Origin of the sequence: Mesorhizobium sp. M0514, from assembly GCF_040321145.1 — a bacterium.
Lineage (GTDB): Bacteria > Pseudomonadota > Alphaproteobacteria > Rhizobiales > Rhizobiaceae > Mesorhizobium.
This window is the reverse complement of the sequence record NZ_JAMYQZ010000029.1, coordinates 1-18,340: the sequence shown is the minus strand read 5'-3', so window position 1 is coordinate 18,340 and position 18,340 is coordinate 1. Positions and strand designations below refer to the sequence as shown.

Genomic DNA, 18,340 nt, shown 5'->3' with positions numbered 1-18,340 from the left:
TCAGAGCCCTGCGGGCCGCGGCATCTTGCCGAACAGCCGGAAGAAGTTCGCCGTCGTCAGCGTCGCGATCTCGGCTTCGCCAACGCCGGCCGTCTCCGCCAGCACCTTGGCTGTATGCGCGACATAGGCCGGCTCGTTGCGTTTGCCGCGGAACGGCACCGGCGCCAGATACGGCGCGTCGGTCTCGACCAGCAGCCGGTCATGCGGCACATCGGCTGCGATGGCGCGTAAATCGGCGGAGTTCTTGAAGGTCAGTATGCCCGAGAAGGACACATAGCCACCAAGCGCCACGCCGACCTCTGCCAGCCGTCGCCCCGACGAAAAACAATGCAGGATGAAGGGGAAGGCGCCCTTCCCTGTTTCGTCTTCGAGGATGGCAGCCATGTCGTCATCGGCATCGCGCGAATGGATTACCAGCGGCAGCCCGGTCTCGCGCGCAGCTGCTATATGAGTGCGAAAACCCTGCGCCTGCGCATCGCGTGGGGCCTTGTCGTAAAAATAGTCGAGCCCGGCCTCGCCGATCGCCACCACCTTCGGGTGCGCGGACAGGCGCACAAGGTCCTCAGCCGTCACATCCAGCTCTTCGCCGACATTGTGAGGATGAGTGCCGACCGAGCAATAGATTTCGTCGAAACTCTCGGCAATCTCAAGCACTTGCACAAACCGCTTCACGCGTGTCGAGATGGTCACCATGTGACCTATACCGGCAGCCTTGGCGCGGGCGACGATGGCCGCCCGCTCCTCGGTGAAATCCGGAAAGTCGAGATGGCAATGGCTGTCGACGAGCATCAGGCGCTCGCCTCAGGGTTTTCGACATAACGCGGAAACACGCCCTCCGGCGCGGGCAGCGCCGTGCCGGGCACCAGCGCATAGTCGGCATGGACATGCGCGAAGTCACGCTTGTCCGCCGGCACCGCCAGCAGGTCCAGCAGCTTGCCGGCCGACCCCGGAATGTAGGGCTGGCACAGCAATGCCACGCGCCGCACCAGTTCGGCGGTCGTCCACAGCACTGTTTCCATGCGCGCCGGATCGGTCTTCTTCAGCGCCCAGGGCGCCTGCGAGGCGAAGTAGCGATCCGCTTCCGCCACAACGCCGAAGATCGCCGCCAACGCGAGATGGATGCCCTGTTCCGCCATCGCCTGGCGCGCGGTACCCAGCGCTTCCACCGCCTGGTCGAGGATCGCGCTGTCGGCTTCGGTCAGCTCGCCGCGATGCGGCACCACGCCGCCGCAGTTCTTGGCGATCATCGACAGCGAGCGCTGCGCCAGATTGCCGAGACCGTTGGCGAGATCGGCATTTGTGCGGTTGACGATCGCGTCATGGCTGTAGCTGCCGTCCTGGCCGAATGGCACCTCACGCAAGAAGAAATAGCGCACCTGGTCGAGGCCGTAATGCTCGACCATGGTGAAGGGGTCTACGACATTGCCGACCGACTTCGACATTTTCTCGCCGCGGTTGAACAGGAAGCCATGCGCGAAGACGCGCTTCGGCAGTTCGATGCCGGCCGACATCAGGAAAGCCGGCCAGTAGACGGCATGGAAGCGGACGATGTCCTTGCCGATAATGTGCGTGGCCGGCCAGTAGCGCCATTGCTCGGCCTTGGTGTCGGGATAGCCGGCAGCGGTGATGTAGTTGGTCAAGGCATCGACCCAGACATACATCACATGCTTGTCGTCGCCGGGCACCGGCACGCCCCAATTGAAGGTCGTGCGCGAGACCGAGATGTCCTTGAGGCCGGACCTGACGAAGCTCATCACCTCATTTCGGCGCTCGGCCGGACCGACGAAATCGGGCTGGCTTTCGTACAGCGCAAGCAATTTGTCCTGATAGGCGGAAAGCCTGAAGAAGTAGCTTTCCTCCTCATTCCATTCGACCGGCGAGCCAAGCGGCTCGCGGCGCACGCCGTCGTCGCCGAGCGTGGTTTCGCTCTCTTCGAAATAGGCTTCCTGGCGGACCGAATACCAGCCACTGTAGCGGTCGAGATAGATGTCGCCATTGGCCGCCATCGCCTTCCAGATCGCCTGGCACGACTCGTAGTGGCGTGGTTCCGTCGTGCGGATGTAATCATCATTCGAGCCGCCCAGGACCTCTGTCATCGAACGGAAGATCGCCGAGTTGCGGTCGGCAAGCGCGAGTGGCGTTATGCCTTCCTTCTCGGCCGTCTGCTGCATCTTGAGGCCGTGTTCGTCAGTGCCGGTGAGGAAGAGCACGTCCTTGCCGTCCAGGCGCTGGAAGCGGGCCAGCGCGTCGGTCGCGATGACCGTATAGGCGTGGCCGATATGCGGCTTGCCGTTCGGATAGAAAATTGGTGTCGTGATGTAGAATGTGTCGCGTGACATGAATTAACCGTCATGAATGGCCGAATGAATGTGAGCGGTGGATATCGCATCGAGACGGCGATTGCCATCCCGCCCCAATGCCGAAACCGGTCACATTCGCATTGCGGAATTCAGGCGGTCGATCATGGTCAAGGCGTGCTGCTTCTTGTCGAGATTGTAGGTATCGGTCTCAGATATGGCGTTCAGCGCCTCGTGCCAAGTGTCGGACAGCGTTTTCGCCCGCGCGAGATCCCCGGCCAGCGCGGCTTCACTGGCGCCGGTGGAGAGCAGATCGAGCGCGCGGCGGTTGAAGATGTCGAACTGGATCGCCTGGTCGCGGCCGGCGACGGCCTCGGCAAGGCGATAGGCGCCGGCGATGTCGCTCTTGCCCGACGTGACCAGGGCGTCGAGGGTGCCGGCAATCTCCAGCCCGCCATATTGGGTCAGAAGGATCGCATTGCGGGCGCTGCCCCCTGCCCGTTCCGCCAGTGCCGCGCGCGCGGCAGGATCGGAAGGTGGCGGCGGCTCGACGGTTTCCAGAACGCTCATCAGGCTGCCGGCATCGAGCGGCGTTAGCCGCACCATCTGGCAGCGCGAACGGATGGTCGGCAAAAGGCTGCCCGGCGCATGCACGATGAGGATGAACAGCGTGCGGCTCGGCGGCTCCTCGAGGTTCTTCAGCAAGGCATTGGCGGCGTTGGTGTTCATGTCGTCGGCCGGATCGACGATCACCACCCGGTAGCTGCCGTCATGCGAGGTCAGCGACAGGAAGCGGTTGACCTTGCGGATCTCGTCGACGGTGACGACGGTCTTGAAACTCTTGGTCTTGTCGTTCAGCGGCCGGGTCAGGTGCAGCACGCCGGGATGCGCCCCGGTGGCGATCTGGCGAAACAGCGGTGAGGCCGGATCGGGAACGGCAAACACATCCGGCGCCTGGTCGAAGGCCGGATGCTTCAACAGATGGTGCGCCAGGTGAAAGGCAAGCGTCGCCTTGCCGATGCCGACCGGCCCGGCAAAGATCAACGCATGCGGCAGTTTTCCCGAGCGATAGGCGGCAGCGAGCATCGCGGCCGCCTGCTCATGGCCGACCAGGCGCAGCGTCTCGGACGGCTCCGGTACACCGTCCAGTGTGTCGTGCTGCTCGGGAGCGATGCGTTCGAAGATCATGCGGGCGCCGCCTGTCGGTTGCGCGCGGGCGCCCTCGCCTCAAGTGCGGCGAACACCACCGCGGTGATGGCATCCTCCACCGTAGCGGGAGGCGCCGACGCGTCGATCACGATGCAGCGGTCCGGCTCGGCGGCTGCGATCGCCAGGAAGGCGTCACGGCGGCGCTGGTGGATGTCCAGCGTCTCCTTTTCGAAGCGGTCCGGACCGTCCTCGGCGCCACGCCGCGCGGCGGCGCGCCGCAAGCCCTCGGCAGGGTCAATGTCAAGGATCAGCGTCATGTCCGGCATCATGCCGTTGATGGCGACCTCCTCCAGAGCTTCCATGAAAGCCGGATCGAGGCCGCCGGTGACGCCCTGATAGACGCGCGACGAATCCAGGAAACGGTCGCACAGCACGATGGAGCCGCGCTCCACCGCCGGCCGGATGACCTGCTCGACATGGTCGGAGCGCGCGGCGGCAAACAGCAGCGCCTCCATCTTCGGCCCGAACGGCTCGGCGGCGCCGGACAGGAGCACATGCCTGACCGCCTCGGCCCCGGGTGACCCCCCGGGTTCGCGGGTGAGGAGGACATCGTATTTCTTGGCGCGCATTTTCTGGGCCAGCCGTTCGATCTGCGTCGACTTGCCGGCGCCCTCGCCGCCTTCGAAGGTGATGAAAAATCCGCTTGCCAATCGAAAGGCCTTTGTCCTGCTTTGCGCTGGTGTCTTAGTCCGCGCCCGAGAAAAGGTCCACGCCGCAGGATCTCAACGCAGCCAGCCTACGGCCAGTTCCCTGGCGGCATCAAACGCGCGTTGCGGCAACGTGCCGACGCCGACCGATTCGGCGGCGAAAAGCGGCGTTTCCTGGCTCAGCGTGTCGCCGATCCAGACGCGCAGCGCGCCGACGGGTTGTCCCTCCTCCACCGGCGCCGATACCGGCCCCTGATAGACGATCCTGGCGGTCAGCTTGTCGCGGTTGGCGATCGGCAGCAGGAAGTCGATGGGCGCCTTTGCCTTCAGCGCTACGCTGGATTTGGCGCCGCCGAACACCTGGGCCTCGCCGACCACTTCGTTGCTGGCGAAAATCTCGGTCTTCTCGAAGGAGCGGACGCCCCATTCGAGCAGCTTGCGCGCTTCCTCTGCGCGCTCGCGGTCATTGGCCAATCCGCTCATCGCCGCGAACACCCTGGTCCCCTCATGGCTGACCGAGCCGACGATGCCGAAACCGCCCGCCTCGCTTGACCCGACCGCCATTCCGTCGGCGCCGATGCCCATGGCCAGCAACGGGTTGCGGTTCTTTTGCGAGATCTTGTTCCAGGTGAAATCGGGCCGGCCGTAATAGAGATAGAGATCCGGATATTCGCGCCATATATGCAGGCCAAGCTGCGCCAGTTCGCGCACCGTCGTCTGCTGGCCGTCGGCCGGCAGGCCGGTCGAATTGACGAATGTCGATTTCGCGAGCCCGATCTGGCGCGCGCGATCGTTCATCTGCGCCGCGAAATTCTCTTCCGAACCGGCCATGCCTTCGGCCAGCACCATGCAGCCGTCATTGGCGGCCTGTATGGTGACCCCCTGGATCAGATCCTCGACCCGGATCGCCGATTTGAGCTTGGCGAACATGGTCGACGTTCCCGACGGGGCGCCGCCCTTGCGCCAGGCATTCTCCGAGACCACGAAGGTGTCGTCGAGGCTCATGCGCTTCGACTTGATGGCGTTGAAGACCATCTCCATGGTCATCAGCTTGGCCATCGAGGCCGGCGGGATCGGTTGGTCGGCATCCTTGGAAAAGAGCACCGTGCCGGTTTCGGCATCGATCATGAAAGCCCGCGTCGCCTTGGTCTCGAAAAGCTGCGCGTTGGCCGGAACCAGCGCGGCAAGCAAGAAGCCAAGGCCAAAAAGCCCGGCAAAAGGGTGGAAAAGGCGAAATCGCATGAAGAGGCTCGACTGTTAGCCGGCAGAAACTTGCCGCAACGCTATCAGGCTTCTTCCCGGCGGATCAACCGCGCAATCACAAAACCGGCGTGCCTTTGTTGGTCAGTTGCGCACAGCCAGCGCGTCCGGCGCGCCATGCGACCATGCCGCGCGCAAGAGGTCGTCGACATTGCCATGGCCATCCGGATAGAGATTGACCGCGTACCAGTCATTGCCGTCGAGTTCGGTGCTCTGGATTTCGGTCCTGCCGAACGGTTCGAGAGCCGCAGCCACCCGCTTTGCCTCGGCAGCATCGTCGAAGGATCCGGCGGCGACATAGTCGGAAACGGCAGGCGATGCCTGCGGGTTGGATTTCTTCCACGATTGCAGGATGTCGGCTGGCGACATGCCCTGGTCGTCAAGCGCTGCAAAGACGTCGGCGCGCTGTACGCGCTCATCCGCATAGGAGAGCGAAGCCACGGCAAAGGGCGATTCCGGGCGCTGAGGCACGATCGGCCCGAATTCAGGCAGCGTCACATCGCTTGAGGCCGGTGCCTGCATCGACATCACTGGCTGTGTGTCGGAATTCGTCAACTGACCAGGAAACGGCACTACGGCAGGGGGTGCGCCAACAGATAGGCTCGGCGAAGGTCCGTTCATCGCCACCATGACGCCGGTCGGCAAGCCATCGGACGGGTCCGGGCGGTTGCCCGGGCGGTAGGAGGCGACCAGATATTGGTCGTCGTCGCCGTCGAGCGGTGCGCGGCCAATATATTCCACCTTGACCCTGGCCGTGCCGACCTTGGCATAGTCGAGCATTTGCGCGGCGCGTTCCGAGACATCGATGATGCGTCCCTCGTGATAGGGGCCGCGGTCGTTGACGCGCACGATGACCGAGCTTCCGGTCTCGGTGTTGGTGACACGGGCGTAGCTTGGCAGCGGCATGGTCGGATGCGCCGCCGTCAGATGGGTCATGTCGTAGACTTCGCCATTGGCTGTGAGACGACCGTGGAAGGCATCGCCATACCAGGAGGCGAGACCGACCTTGGCGTAGCGCTTGTCTTCCTTGGGGTAATACCACTTGCCGCGCACCTGATAGGGCTTGCCCAACTGGTCGCGGCCGCCGCCGCGCCGCATGTACTGAACGCGCGGGCTGGCCTTCACACCGTATTCGGTCTCGGCAAAATATTCCTTCGAGCGAGGCTTCTTGTAGACCATGGCTTTCGGCTCGGACTGCGGCGACGCGCACGCGGCCAGCAACGCAGCCGAAAGAGCGCACAACACCAAAGCAGGAGCGCGACGAAGACGCCGATGCGTCGTGGTCTGCATGTTTTCCGATGTCCCCTACCGTCTCGACACAGGCGCCGCTTCAGAATTTCGGCGGAGCCAGATGAGCAATGCCTGCGACGCGCCAATCCCCATCCCTTGTGCGCAGGAATTGCTTATCAGCGTATTAATCGATTGTGTCCGGAACCGGGCAGGAATGTGGCGGCCAGGTCCCGGGCTGGCCGGGCGCCTGTGAGGAGGCATCCGAGACCTCTGTCCTTTGGAGTCTGGAAGTGAACCTGTGGCATGAAGCGCGGCTGCCTGGAACCGACCGACCCGAGATACGTTCTGCGCCTCATGGATGAATTCATTGAACGTTTCGGGCAACAGACGTGGCTGCCCTTTTCCGTAATTTCAGCCAGGCTTTTGCTCGCGGCCGTCCTTGGCTCCATCGTTGGGATCGAACGCGAATGGCGTAACCGACCGGCCGGATTGAGGACACACGTCCTAGTCTGTGTTGCGACGGCTCTAATTGCCATCCTCACGATCGAGATTACTCATCTTCACGTCTTCGATGGTCAGGAAATCGCCATTGATCCTATCCGCTTGATCGAAGCCACGACTGCCGGCGTGGCATTTCTGGCCGCGGGCTTGATCTTCTTCTCCAAGGGCGAGGTTCAAGGGCTTACCACTGGGGCGGGCATGTGGCTGGCAGGCGCCATAGGCCTGGCGGTTGGGCTCGGGTTCTGGCAGATCGCGGCTTTGGCTACCTTGCTCGCACTTGTCGTGCTGGGTCTTCTGCAACTTGTGCAGGTCGGCAGCAAGGATCGCAATTAGATCCCGGCCCCTTCGAAAACGGGTTCGCAGCTCCGTTCGGGTAACGAACGCCACCCCCTATTATCCATGGCAGCGCCGATGGTTGACTTGGCGATGGGCAACGCTCTAGAGAAATGAACCGCAAGCTGGTCCGGAAGGACAGGTATCATTCGATACCAACTGTCGTTCACTGGGTCGGTTGATGTTCCTAGATGATTGAAAAGTCACGTTGGAGGGATGGCCGAGCGGTTTAAGGCACCGGTCTTGAAATTCGGTTGCGGCCGTCCCTGCCCTTCCCTTTTGGTACTGCAAAATCCTTGTCTGTAACGGCGTTGAGCCGCTCCCAAATACCGTTCCTGCTACGCTGTCCCGGTGCATACCGTAGCGTTGCGTTGCAAAAACCGTAGCAGTGTGTTCGCAACCTGTTCTGTCTCGAACTCCTAGTCTTTCTAGGCAAGATCGCCCGATAAAAAGGGCGCCAGACGGCGAGGCATTCGGCTGCGGGCCGCCCCTACGCGACGTCGGACCGACCTCGCGCGGAATGAGTGTGGTTGCGTGCTTCGGGCCGAGTCGAATAATCAGAGACAGGCTGAGAATGGTGTGGCTCAACAACAGCTAGGGCAACCGTGGAATGATTGGACTTTACAACGTATGGCCGGCGCTCCGTCTCCCGATGACGCGGCAAGCCTCAGCAAGTGGCGGGCGGCTCTACGTCGGAGAAATCAGTCCGCTAGGCGCCGCAAAGCATGAGTGACGTAGGGCGGTGGGGGTCCTGGCTTTCTCATTTTAGGCGCCGACTCACCTTCAGCCGCCCGAGCCTTCACCGCCGAGCGCTTACCCGTGAGCCGGCCGCCTCGACCTCCACCCGAACGGATGCAGGCTCAATTCGATGCAGCGACTCGGCGTCGTGAGTGCCCGCCCCTACGGCGGCGACGTGGTCGACGATGACGTAGGACCCACCAGGCCTCAGCCGATCGTAGACGTCTCGATTGACGTCGGCCGCGGGCTTTCTTCTGAATTATCGCGGTGTGGAGATCGAGAGGCCACATCCGTCACGGTCAAGGGGCGTCTATACCCTGTCAGGCGAGCAGCCGATGAAAGGCGGTAAGCTAAAGAGGCGCGGCTTGAAGCAGTTGTGGCATACGACCCGGGGTGCAGCGTGCAAGGACCAGCAGGATCCCCGACCGCAAGTGCGACGCGGCTCTATGCGGCCGCTGTTCAGCGGTCACTGCGCTCTCACCGTGGAAGCATTGAGGCTTCTCAACGAGGCCAGTCCCCCAACGACGGCAAAGGCAAGAGCCGTTAAATCACGCCTTGGCCAGCAGCAGATCCCGTCGGTATCTGCCGCAGCATTCGAAACCAGTCGTCGAACAAGGTTCCGCTTTTAGCATCGCTTCTTTGCCGCAATCACCACGAAGTCGCTTCCGATCGTACCGGCATCCATGAGTGCATCTTCAATCTTAAACAGCATGTCGAGAACCAGCATGGAGGACGCATCGTCTTCGCGGAAGTTTCCGGCGATGCCACTAAGCAGAAACTGCATGATTGTCCCGCCACACGCATTCATTGCGATGATGTCGAAATTGTCTGCGATAGCGGAAACGATGTCCTGCGACCGAATAGCTTCCGACGGATCGACACGCCGAACCTCGGCTGGATCCGGTATGGGTGCTTGAGTCGCCACTTGACCAAGGTTCGCAGGGATAAAACTCCGTCGATATTGGTGCGGGATCAAATGGAACGCATGTGAGATCGCCTCCCGTTGGGCAGGCGGAAAGCCGAAATGGTTCGCTCCGACATACTCGTTGACGAACAGCAGACCACCCGGCTTGAGGCTATTGTGGACACGTTCGAGCACGCGCTCAAGCGCTTGGATATGGTGAAGTGATCCGTTGAACCAAGCGGCATCATACACTCCCTGCTCTAGGCCCGCCGTTTCGATGTCTGCGCAGCGATAGTGGATGCCGGTGAACCCTTCTTGACGTGCTGCCAATATTGCACCCTGGATTGCCGCTGGCGCGATATCGAACGCATCGCACATTAGACTGGCGTCAATTCGCATGAAGTGCCGCTCAAGGTCGCCGTAACCGCAGCCGATGCTAAGCATGCGAAGGTCGTGACCTTGCGGGGCGAATGACCCAAGGCAATACTCTACCCACGACCCATAATTCCCGCCGGCGCAAGCGCGACGCTGGTGACGCGCCATGACGGCTGGGACAGCAAGCCAGTAGACATTCGCCGAGAACTCGTCAGATCCGCTGCTTATATCAGACCAGCGCTCCGCGACGCGCGCTTTGTCGTCGTTAGTCATAGCGCCTTCTATCGGCATGCTAAGCTTTCTCCATCCTGTCATCCTGAATTTCGGCGTAGCCTGCTTCCACCGGCAATTGCGTTCAACCGGTATCTTAGCGTATCTCCCTCATTGGGGAACACTGGCGCCGCCAGCGTGGGATCAGGAGCTCTGATGTCGTCGCGTAAAGAGGCAGGACAGAAGCCACACGCTCCCATGAATAGTGAGACCTATTGGTCGCGCCGCTTCGAAACCGACTGGGTTGTCAATCGAGGTCGGGAGCAGTCGGTTTTCTTTGGCCGGATCATTCTCGATCATCTGCCGGAATGGCTGACCCGTTCGCTGCGTGATGAGCGCTGGACGATCTGCGATTGGGGGTGCGCTCTGGGCGACGGTACGGACCTCCTGGCTCAAGTGTTCCCAGGCCCGGTCACAGGGATCGATTTCGCCGAACCCGCGATTGCCTCGGCGCGCGCGACATTTAGCAAGCCGCATTTTTTGCGGGTCGACCTTTTTCGCGAACTGTTCAATGAGCGTTTCGATGTGGTTGTCTCCTCCAACACCCTTGAGCACTTCGACGATCCCGTGGCCGTCCTCGAGCGTCTCGGGGAAATGGCAACCGAAGCTCTTGTGATCCTCGTCCCTTTCCGAGAGTATTTGAGGTTAGACGAGCACAAAAGTACGTTCGATCCCTCGAACATCCCGGCAACGCTTGCAGGCGGGGAACTAGTGCTCGCTACCTCGAAAGTTGTCGACGCTCGAGCGATGGAGCCGACGTATTGGGCAGGCGAGCAAATCCTTCTCGTTTATGCCCGAACACAACGTATCGCCGAGCGTGAATTTCGCCTCAGTGACCTCACGTTCGAGCATTGTCCGTCCGCCCCGATCGCGCGTAGGCAGATCGAAACTGAGGACGAGGCGCGGGCCAGGAGCTTCATCGACGAACGCGCGCGTTGGAACGTCGAGGTCGCCAGGCTGGCCAGGGAACTCAGCGACGTCAGGATCGAACACGCGGAAGCCGAAGTGGTTCATTCGGCGACCAAGCGTCGAATAGTTGAACTGTCGGAGGAAGTCGGGGCGGCGAACACACGAAGCCTTGAGACCGAGCGTATCCGCACGGCTTTGGCTGATGAGGTGGCGCGGCTCAGCGACTCACTATCGGCTGAACGTCATGCCACCAATGTCGAACGGGTCAAAGTCGCCGAGCTTCTCGCAGCCGCCAACCTGGCTGCCCTTGATCACTCGCGGCAGATCCGGGCGCTAGCTGAGGAGTTTCGGGTCGGTCGCAAACCCGTAAAGGAGATTAGCGAGTTCCTTGCCAATGCAACACAAGGCCAGGAGTGGAGCAATTCCGCCAAAGACGAGGAGATCGCGACACTGCGAACTCTCCTCCAGGCGCGCGATGATGGTATCGCCTGGCTGCAGGGCGAGATACAAGTCCTAGCCGGCGAGTACGAGCGGCGACGTACCAGCTTCCGCATTCTCCTGGCTGACCTGATCATCCTGATCCGGCGTAGATGGCCCTGGCTCCGGGGCATCGGAAAGGTCCTCCTTCCGCCTCGTCTACGTTTCAGGATACTATCCCGGGCGAATTCCTCGCCACTCCTGACGCTCGTAAATCGCGCCGGTGGTCAACCGCGGGCCGTCATGGCTCCAAGTGTTGCCAGGGCCGGGACACCGGGCGCGCCCGCGCCAGGAGCGGAGCACGCCGGCCTCCTAGACATAGTATGCTTCGCCAACATCGCTTGGTCAGCGCGTTACCAGCGTCCTCAGCAGCTAATGTCGAACCTCGCTGCCCGCGGCTACCGCGTGTTCTATATCGTACCCTCGCGCACGCCTCCATCGGGCCGGGATTACGACCTCATGGAGGTTGCGAACGGCGTCTTCGAGGTCTCATTGCGAGCCGACGGAGTGCAGGATTTCTACAGCAAATCTATGAGCCGTGGGAATCAGACAGCCTTCGGTGAAGCGATGTCGGCGCTCGCGCGCGATCTCAGGATTAAAACGGCGGTCACCGTCGTCCACCTCACATACTGGACGCCGCTAGCACTTGCGTTGCGGACGTCCCGCGGCTGGCACGTGCAGTACGATTGCATGGACGAGTGGGACAATTTCCCGAACATCGGCCGCGACCTCCTCCATGACGAGGAGACGCTGGTTCGTGAAGCCGACCTCGTGACCGTCACAGCCGCCCTGCTACAGGATAAGTGGCAATCCAAGGCGCGCCGTTGCGCCCTCGTTCGCAATGGGGTGGACTACGCGTTCTTCCAAGAGCGGTGCGTTCCGAATGATCTCTTGGCAAGCATGAAGGCTCCGATCATCGGCTACTATGGTGCGCTCGCCGAATGGCTCGATTTCGAGCTAATCGCTGCCGTGGCCCGCCAGCGTCCCGATTGGTCCTTCGTTTTGATCGGCGATGATTTCTCCACTGACCTGGCCGGCCTCGACAGCCTTCCAAATGTGCATCTGCTTGGACTGCGTCCCTATAGTGAGATGCCTCAATACCTCTACTGGTTCGACGCATGTTTGATTCCGTTCCGGGTTTACAACGTCACGCATGCGGTCGACCCGGTGAAGTTCTATGAATACATGAGCGCCGGAAAGCCTGTAATCGCGACGCCGACTGCTGAACTCCAAGTCTACAAGGACTATCTCTCATTCGCGGCCACTCCTGATGAGACAGTGCAGGCCATAGAAGCAGCGCTTGCCGATAGTGACCAGGCACTGTCCCGCCGCCGACGGGAACTGGCGAAAGCTAATGACTGGTCCGAGCGGGTGGACGCCACGCTCACGGCCCTCCGTCACGGCTTTCCAGTGGTGTCAATCATTGTTGTTACGTACAACAACATCGATCTCACTAAGGCCTGCATCGACAGCCTGATCCGGAATACCACTTACCCGAATTACGAGATCATCGTGGTCGACAACGCATCGGAAGACGGAACGCAGTCTTACCTACGGCAACTATCCGGCTTGGAGCTGCCCGTCAGGATCGAGCTCAATCGGGATAACCGCGGGTTCGCTGCCGCAAACAACCAAGGCCTACGTATAGCGACTGGCGACGTACTCGTTCTTCTGAATAACGACACCCTCGTGCCGAAGGGATGGCTCGACCCCCTCATTCGTTACCTGGAAAATCCATCTGTCGGCCTTGTCGGTCCTGTCACCAACGAGATCGGCAACGAAGCGAAAATCTCGGTGGATTATGTAGACACGGAAGGCATGGAGGCGTTTGCAGATAAGAATGCGGCTCGTCACGCCGGTCAATCCTTCGACATTCCAATGTTAGCGATGTTCTGCGTCGCGATGCGTCGTGACACGATGGAGGCTGTGGGACCACTCGACGAGGCATTCGGGCTGGGGCTATTCGAGGACGACGATTATTCACGCCGCATTCATGAAAAGGGCTTGCGCACAATCTGTGCCGAAGACGCCTTCGTTCACCATATTGGTGGGGCAAGCTTCACCAAGCTCCCACAGGCGGAATACGCCGAGCTCTGGCAGCGCAATCAAGCCCAGTTTGAAAGTAAATGGGGCGGGTGGACGCCTCACCGCCACCGTGATGTTTAAGAAAATAATTGGCGGGGTGTTGCGGCAAGAACAAATGGCCAAGATTTTATGCGTTATCGGGTCTCAGGACTGGCAATCTCCAGCACCCATTTCCGGAGGAGTAACCGAATGGCCACTCCGATAGTGGCGACTGTGCATTTCGCGCCAACTGAGAAGGCTCAACGTCGCGCTACTGAACCAAGGGGTTGGGAGTTCGGCCATCAGCTTCCTGTTGCTGACGTCGGTCGCCTTATTGAGAAGGGGTATTGCTTGGCTGTCAGGCGCCTCGGCCTATTCGCGCTAGGGCTTTGCACCCCCCTTCCGGACACTAAGAATAGCTCGTACAGTCTAGCATTCCTCAGCCCATCGACTGTGGGACCGGTATGGTGGAACAGCAGACGACCCGCCGGCTTTCGGCCATTCTAGCAGCCGACGTTGTCGGGTACTCCAGCATGATCGGAACCGACGAGGCCGGAACAGTGGCGGCGCTGCGGGAGGTTTGGCGAGAAACTTTCAACCCCGCTGTCACCGCGCGTCACGGCCGCATTGTAAAGATGATGGGCGACGGAGCGCTGGTCGAATTTCCAAGTGTAGTGGGTGCGGTCGAATGCGCAGCGGCGATCCAGCGAGCGATGGTTGAGCGAAATCTCGTCTCCACTCCCTCAATTCAATTTCGCATCGGCATTAATCTTGGCGACGTCATAGTAGAGGGCGATGACATTTTCGGTGACGGCGTGAACATCGCCGCGCGGATCGAGGCTATCGCCAAGCCCGGTGGCGTGTCGGTGTCCGCTTCTGTTCGGGAAAATGTCGGCAACAAGCTCGAATTGGCATTCGAAGATACCGGCGAGCACAGCCTTAAGAATATCGAGCAACCGATACAGGTCTACAATGTCCTTTTGGACAGCACGTTGCCCAAGGGCGCCGCCAGCGCGCGCGCTTCGGAAACGCGGACCAAAGGCAGCATAGCCGTGCTGCCTTTCTCCAACATGGGAGGAGATCCGGAGCAGGATTATTTTGCTGAAGGCATCGCGGAAGACATTCTGACCGAACTTTCGCGCTTCAGAAACCTGTTCGTGATTGCCCGGAATTCATCGTTCTCGTTCAAGGGTAAGGACGTTGGTACTCAGGAGATCGGAAAGGCACTGAATGTCGAATATATCGTAGCTGGCGGCGTGAGGCGCATCGGCAAACGGGTCCGCGTGGCGGCACAACTTATCCACAGCACTACTGGTCAGGAACTTTGGGCCGAACGCTATGATCGCGAAGTTGAAGATATCTTCGTCGTCCAAGACGAAGTTGTCCGAACCATCGTTGTCACGCTCGAATCGCGCCTTCAATTGGCCATTGCCAATGATGCAAGCAAGCGGAATCTCCCGAGCCTGGCGGCCTATGAATGCGTTCAATTGGCAAAAAAGTATGTTGCCCTGCATGATGCTGCACGAGCAATGCCATTTGTAGAGAGGGCTCTCCAGCTAGATGCTGAATACGCCGTTGCTTATGCTATGCGAGCCGCGACGTTCTACGTGCAGTACCTCGAAAACGCGCAAGCGAATACGCTCGACGAAATGGCGGCGGCCTCTCGAACCGCCATCGCTTTGGATGAAGGTGATTCCATAGGGCATGCGCTACTCGGAATGGCCCTGATTCTCAAAGGGCAATACGAGTTGGCAGCGTCTCATCTGGAACGGGCCATCACCCTAAATCCGGCCAATTCTGTCGCCGTCGCGTATCAGGCAGAGTTGCTCTTGCGAAACGGTGACTTCGCCATAGCGCTCAAGACGATGGATGAGTTGCTTCAGCGCGATCCAATTCCGGCTACATGGCATTCGGAAATCAGGGGCATGGCTCTACTAATGCTGCGACGATATCAAGAAGCGATCTTGGCATTTTCTCGGCAGATCCATCCATTTTGGTACATTCATGGCGACCTAGCGATGTGCCATGCGCGCCTCGGTCACCTGGGTGAGGCGAAGGCGGAGGTTGAGAAGCTCATATCGGCAATGCCCGATATAACGATCAGCCGGTATGTCGAAATCGACCCATATAGAAGTCAGCAGGATCGCGACTTCATCGTAGAGAGCCTTCGGCTGGCTGGGCTGCCCGAGTAGCGATGCCAGATTAGCGCTCGCGCGCTGGATTGCCGACCGCCCCGCAACCCTTGACGGGCGCAACCGGCCCCGCAGGACCGACAGGAGCTACCGGTCCCGTCGGCGTGACGTTTGTGGCGACGCGGACGGCACTGAAGACCGTCAACACCGGCACCACGATTCAGGTCTATCTGACCGAAGTCGGCCGCGAGGGTCGATTGAGGACGCTCTGCGCACCCACGGCCTCATCAACTAGGCCATTCCAACCAACGACAGGGCCTTTCGCTTGACGCGGCTTGCCAGAAGCAGCGCCACAGCTTTTGTTGACAGGATCGGTGGATGCACGGGTACCTCGATATGCACGGGTACCTCGATATAGACGGGGACCTCGATATAGATGGTCCTCGCCGGCATAGGCGGATTGCCGCTGCCGAACAGTTCTTGAGCCACCTCCGCGATCTGCCGTTGCGACAGTTCCAACCGCTTGGCATCGAAATCAGCCGATGACATCTTCGCAACCGGCGCGACCTTGAGCTGGACGATGAACTCGGATCCGTGGCTTTCCTCGAGACTTGTAATAGCCAGGCTGATCAGGCCCATTTGGCGCAGTTCAAGGACCAGCAATTCGAATGAAGCCGGAGTGAAGAACCAGGCGTGAGCATCGACATAGGGGCCATCGAGATTGGCGATGTCGGCCTGATAACATCCCCACGCATGGTCAAAATTCCCGGTAAAGCTCAGCGGCGCCTTCGACCCTGCGAGCCAAGAGCCGACGCCGTTTCTGTTAACGGAGCAGGCGCGGGCCTCAAAGAGAGTTTCCGGTGTGTGGCGGGTCCGCTTCTCTCGGTAGGCCGTCAGCACTTCGCGGATGCCGGTCGCCGGCTTCAGGACATCGAAGCACTTGCGCATGTCAGGTACGGCGAGAGAGACAATGCCCCCTGGCCGCAGAATGCGTGATACCTGTTGAAAGAAGCTGACCAAATCGGGCGTGTGTTCAATGACGTGGCTGGCAATGAAAAAGTCGTAGCCGCCCGGTTTTCTAGAGAGTGCTAATGTATCTAGCGGCTCGCCTGACCAGACGATGTCGACATCTTCAATTTGATCGGCTCGCTTGCGTATGGCTTCGACTTTGTGATTGCGGGCCGCTGCGCGCAACGCTTCCCCATCCTGAAAATCGATTACCGTTGTTTTCCAGCCGTGGGCCTTCGGCGCAACGGGACTATAGAAAGGGCCGATCTCGACGCCGGCCATAGTGCTCTTGTCGAGATTCCGCAGAAGCTCATCAAATCTCATCATGTTATCGCCACAACCTGATTGGTGTGGCGTTCTGTTCTCGTCATGATCAACCGTCGCGCCGGCTTTTCGATGCCGTAGTAGGTCAATGTAGCTGCCACGAGCGTACCGGCGAGGACCAATGAAGTGTAGAGGGCAGGATGTTCCGCGTAGCTGATCCAGCGTGTCAACTGCGCCATGACAGGCCAGTGCAGCAGATAGATCGAATAGGATATTTCGCCTAAGTAACGCGCGGGGCGGCTGCCAAGCGTCCTGGTTGCCAAGGGGGCCGAGATTGCGGTTTGTACGAGAAGGGCGACTGCAGCGAAATTCAGAGGGGATTTCCAGAAATCGAAAAAGTCTATGCCGAGTCGTTTCGACACTGCTGGCATTGCGGCAAAAAATAGGGCGACGGCTACGGCAAAGCTGGCGTTTGATGACGTGCGCGGCAGCAGTGAAACGCCAAGCCCGACCATAAAGTACGAGACGAAAAAGAGCCGCCCGCCGAAGGTATCGGACATTATCACCAGCAGGGGGATCGCCGTTAGCAGCATTAGGATCGATGCTAGCCTGTTGATCGAGAACATCAGCCAGATGAGGCCGAAAAGAGCGTAGAATTGAGCCTCGATCGGGACCGTCCACAAGACGCTCGTCGCCTGAAAGAAGGTCAGGTGGGCTGCCAGGTTGGAGTGGTCGACGGCATAAAGAACAGGGGTTCCCGTGAAGTTCATTAGGACGAACGAAGCCAAAACTACCGCGAGATACATCGGAAACACCCGAGCGATCCGACGTCTGTAAAAGCCAGTCACTTCCGCCCCGCTGAACGGCAAGTTCAGGTACAGCATTCCCATAAGAAAACCGGAAAGGCAGAAGAAAAGTTGAACCCCGACCTGCGCACCACCGTCGCCGAAAACTCCAGGAAGGAAGCCGAGCACATTGCACACGTGGCCGGCGACCACCAACAGCGCAGCAAAGCCGCGCAGGCCGTCAAGATTTTCTAGCCTTCCCATGCGTGTTACGTGCCCTGAATGGCGGTAACATGCCACAGGGTATCGGGATTACTTCGCTGATTTCAGGTTAGGCCGGCAAAAAGGTCACACAGAAGCTGACTAGGTAAGCCGGGTCACCGGCTTTTCGCTAGCCGCATCCACCGCAACTTCCGTTCGAGAGGATCGGAGGCGTGACGTAAACCGGAACTTCCACCACGATCGGTATGTGTGTGTCTTAAGGCTCGCCATAAGAACGTATAGAGAACAAGGTTCTTGATCGTCAAGCCGATTTGTGGAATCTTTTCAACATGAGCGACGAACCATCACGGCTTGCCGAGGGCATGACAGTGGCACCGCGCGATCGACGGCGCGTCGACAACCATGCGTGCGAGCACCCGGGCTGTGGCATGGATGCTGGGTTTGGCTTTGCTAAGCCGCGTCAGCCTTCGCACTGGTTCTGCCTGACTCATCGCGAGAACGGCGAGCGATACCTGTAGGCAGGTGAACATCGGCTGTTATACGGTGACTACGCGTGGACATGTGGCAACTTCACGGCAGGCATGTGCGAGCTTGCGCACATGGAGTGCGTTCATTAGAGAGGTCTCAAAGACAAGGGACCAACACATGACTGACGAAGACAACCATGCTGTCGAACTGGCGGAACTTACAGCGGACGTCGTTTCCGCATACGTAG

The 18,340-nt window shown here is 60.0% G+C and carries 12 protein-coding genes and 1 pseudogene; 3 read left to right on the top strand and 10 right to left on the bottom strand.

All coding sequences use genetic code 11. The features are described from left to right. The 6 genes from NKI61_RS14325 to NKI61_RS14300 all read right to left on the bottom strand — a co-directional run bounded on the left by NKI61_RS14325 (position 1) and on the right by NKI61_RS14300 (position 6,703). Entirely contained in the window at positions 1 to 789 is a 789-nt protein-coding gene (locus tag NKI61_RS14325; protein WP_352839851.1) for a TatD family hydrolase, read from the bottom strand. After that, positions 789 to 2,339 (bottom strand): methionine--tRNA ligase, encoded by a 1,551-nt coding sequence (metG, locus tag NKI61_RS14320; protein ID WP_023668947.1) that lies wholly within the window; start codon positions 2,337 to 2,339, stop codon positions 789 to 791. The genes NKI61_RS14325 and metG overlap by 1 nt, the downstream gene beginning before the upstream one ends. Positions 2,340 to 2,429: 90 nt before the next feature. Beyond that, on the bottom strand, positions 2,430 to 3,485 hold the full coding sequence (locus tag NKI61_RS14315) for a DNA polymerase III subunit delta' (RefSeq protein WP_023730621.1): 1,056 nt from the start codon (positions 3,483 to 3,485) through the stop codon (positions 2,430 to 2,432). Continuing rightward, positions 3,482 to 4,156 (bottom strand): dTMP kinase, encoded by a 675-nt coding sequence (gene tmk, locus NKI61_RS14310; RefSeq protein ID WP_352839849.1) that lies wholly within the window; start codon positions 4,154 to 4,156, stop codon positions 3,482 to 3,484. The genes NKI61_RS14315 and tmk overlap by 4 nt, the downstream gene beginning before the upstream one ends. Positions 4,157 to 4,228: 72 nt before the next feature. Further along, positions 4,229 to 5,395 carry a D-alanyl-D-alanine carboxypeptidase family protein gene (locus tag NKI61_RS14305; protein ID WP_352839848.1) on the bottom strand — a complete coding sequence of 389 codons (1,167 nt, stop codon included), beginning with the start codon at positions 5,393 to 5,395 and terminating at the stop codon, positions 4,229 to 4,231. Positions 5,396 to 5,497: 102 nt separating this feature from the next. Then, the gene (locus NKI61_RS14300) at positions 5,498 to 6,703 is read right to left on the bottom strand and encodes a septal ring lytic transglycosylase RlpA family protein (protein ID WP_023701721.1); all 1,206 of its coding nucleotides are present in this window, start codon (positions 6,701 to 6,703) and stop codon (positions 5,498 to 5,500) included. 294 nt (positions 6,704 to 6,997) lie between these two features. Between NKI61_RS14300 and NKI61_RS14295 the strand changes: the two genes are divergently transcribed. Further along, positions 6,998 to 7,477, top strand: a complete 480-nt coding sequence (locus tag NKI61_RS14295) for an MgtC/SapB family protein (protein WP_352839846.1) — start codon at positions 6,998 to 7,000, stop codon at positions 7,475 to 7,477. Between the two features lie 823 nt (positions 7,478 to 8,300). Here the strand turns inward: NKI61_RS14295 and NKI61_RS14290 are convergent. Further along, positions 8,301 to 8,493, bottom strand: a pseudogene (locus NKI61_RS14290) (class I SAM-dependent methyltransferase); the annotation flags it as partial. A 347-nt stretch (positions 8,494 to 8,840) separates the two neighbouring features. Then, positions 8,841 to 9,767, bottom strand: a complete 927-nt coding sequence (locus NKI61_RS14285) for a class I SAM-dependent methyltransferase (protein ID WP_352839845.1) — start codon at positions 9,765 to 9,767, stop codon at positions 8,841 to 8,843. A gap of 153 nt (positions 9,768 to 9,920) precedes the next feature. On the opposite strand from NKI61_RS14285, the gene NKI61_RS14280 reads away from it, so the two are divergent. Both NKI61_RS14280 and NKI61_RS14275 read left to right on the top strand, forming a co-directional pair. Next, positions 9,921 to 13,316, top strand: coding sequence for a glycosyltransferase (locus NKI61_RS14280; RefSeq protein WP_352839843.1), 3,396 nt, complete (start codon positions 9,921 to 9,923; stop codon positions 13,314 to 13,316). A 362-nt stretch (positions 13,317 to 13,678) separates the two neighbouring features. After that, a complete protein-coding gene (locus NKI61_RS14275; RefSeq protein WP_352839842.1) occupies positions 13,679 to 15,406 on the top strand; it encodes an adenylate/guanylate cyclase domain-containing protein in 1,728 nt (575 codons plus the stop codon). 231 nt (positions 15,407 to 15,637) lie between these two features. Here the strand turns inward: NKI61_RS14275 and NKI61_RS14270 are convergent, their stop codons facing one another. Then, positions 15,638 to 16,681 (bottom strand): class I SAM-dependent methyltransferase, encoded by a 1,044-nt coding sequence (locus NKI61_RS14270; protein ID WP_352839840.1) that lies wholly within the window; start codon positions 16,679 to 16,681, stop codon positions 15,638 to 15,640. Next, complete coding sequence (locus NKI61_RS14265) at positions 16,678 to 17,667, bottom strand: acyltransferase family protein (RefSeq protein ID WP_352839838.1); 990 nt, start codon at positions 17,665 to 17,667, stop codon at positions 16,678 to 16,680. The genes NKI61_RS14270 and NKI61_RS14265 overlap by 4 nt, the downstream gene beginning before the upstream one ends. Positions 17,668 to 18,340: the final 673 nt, after the last annotated feature.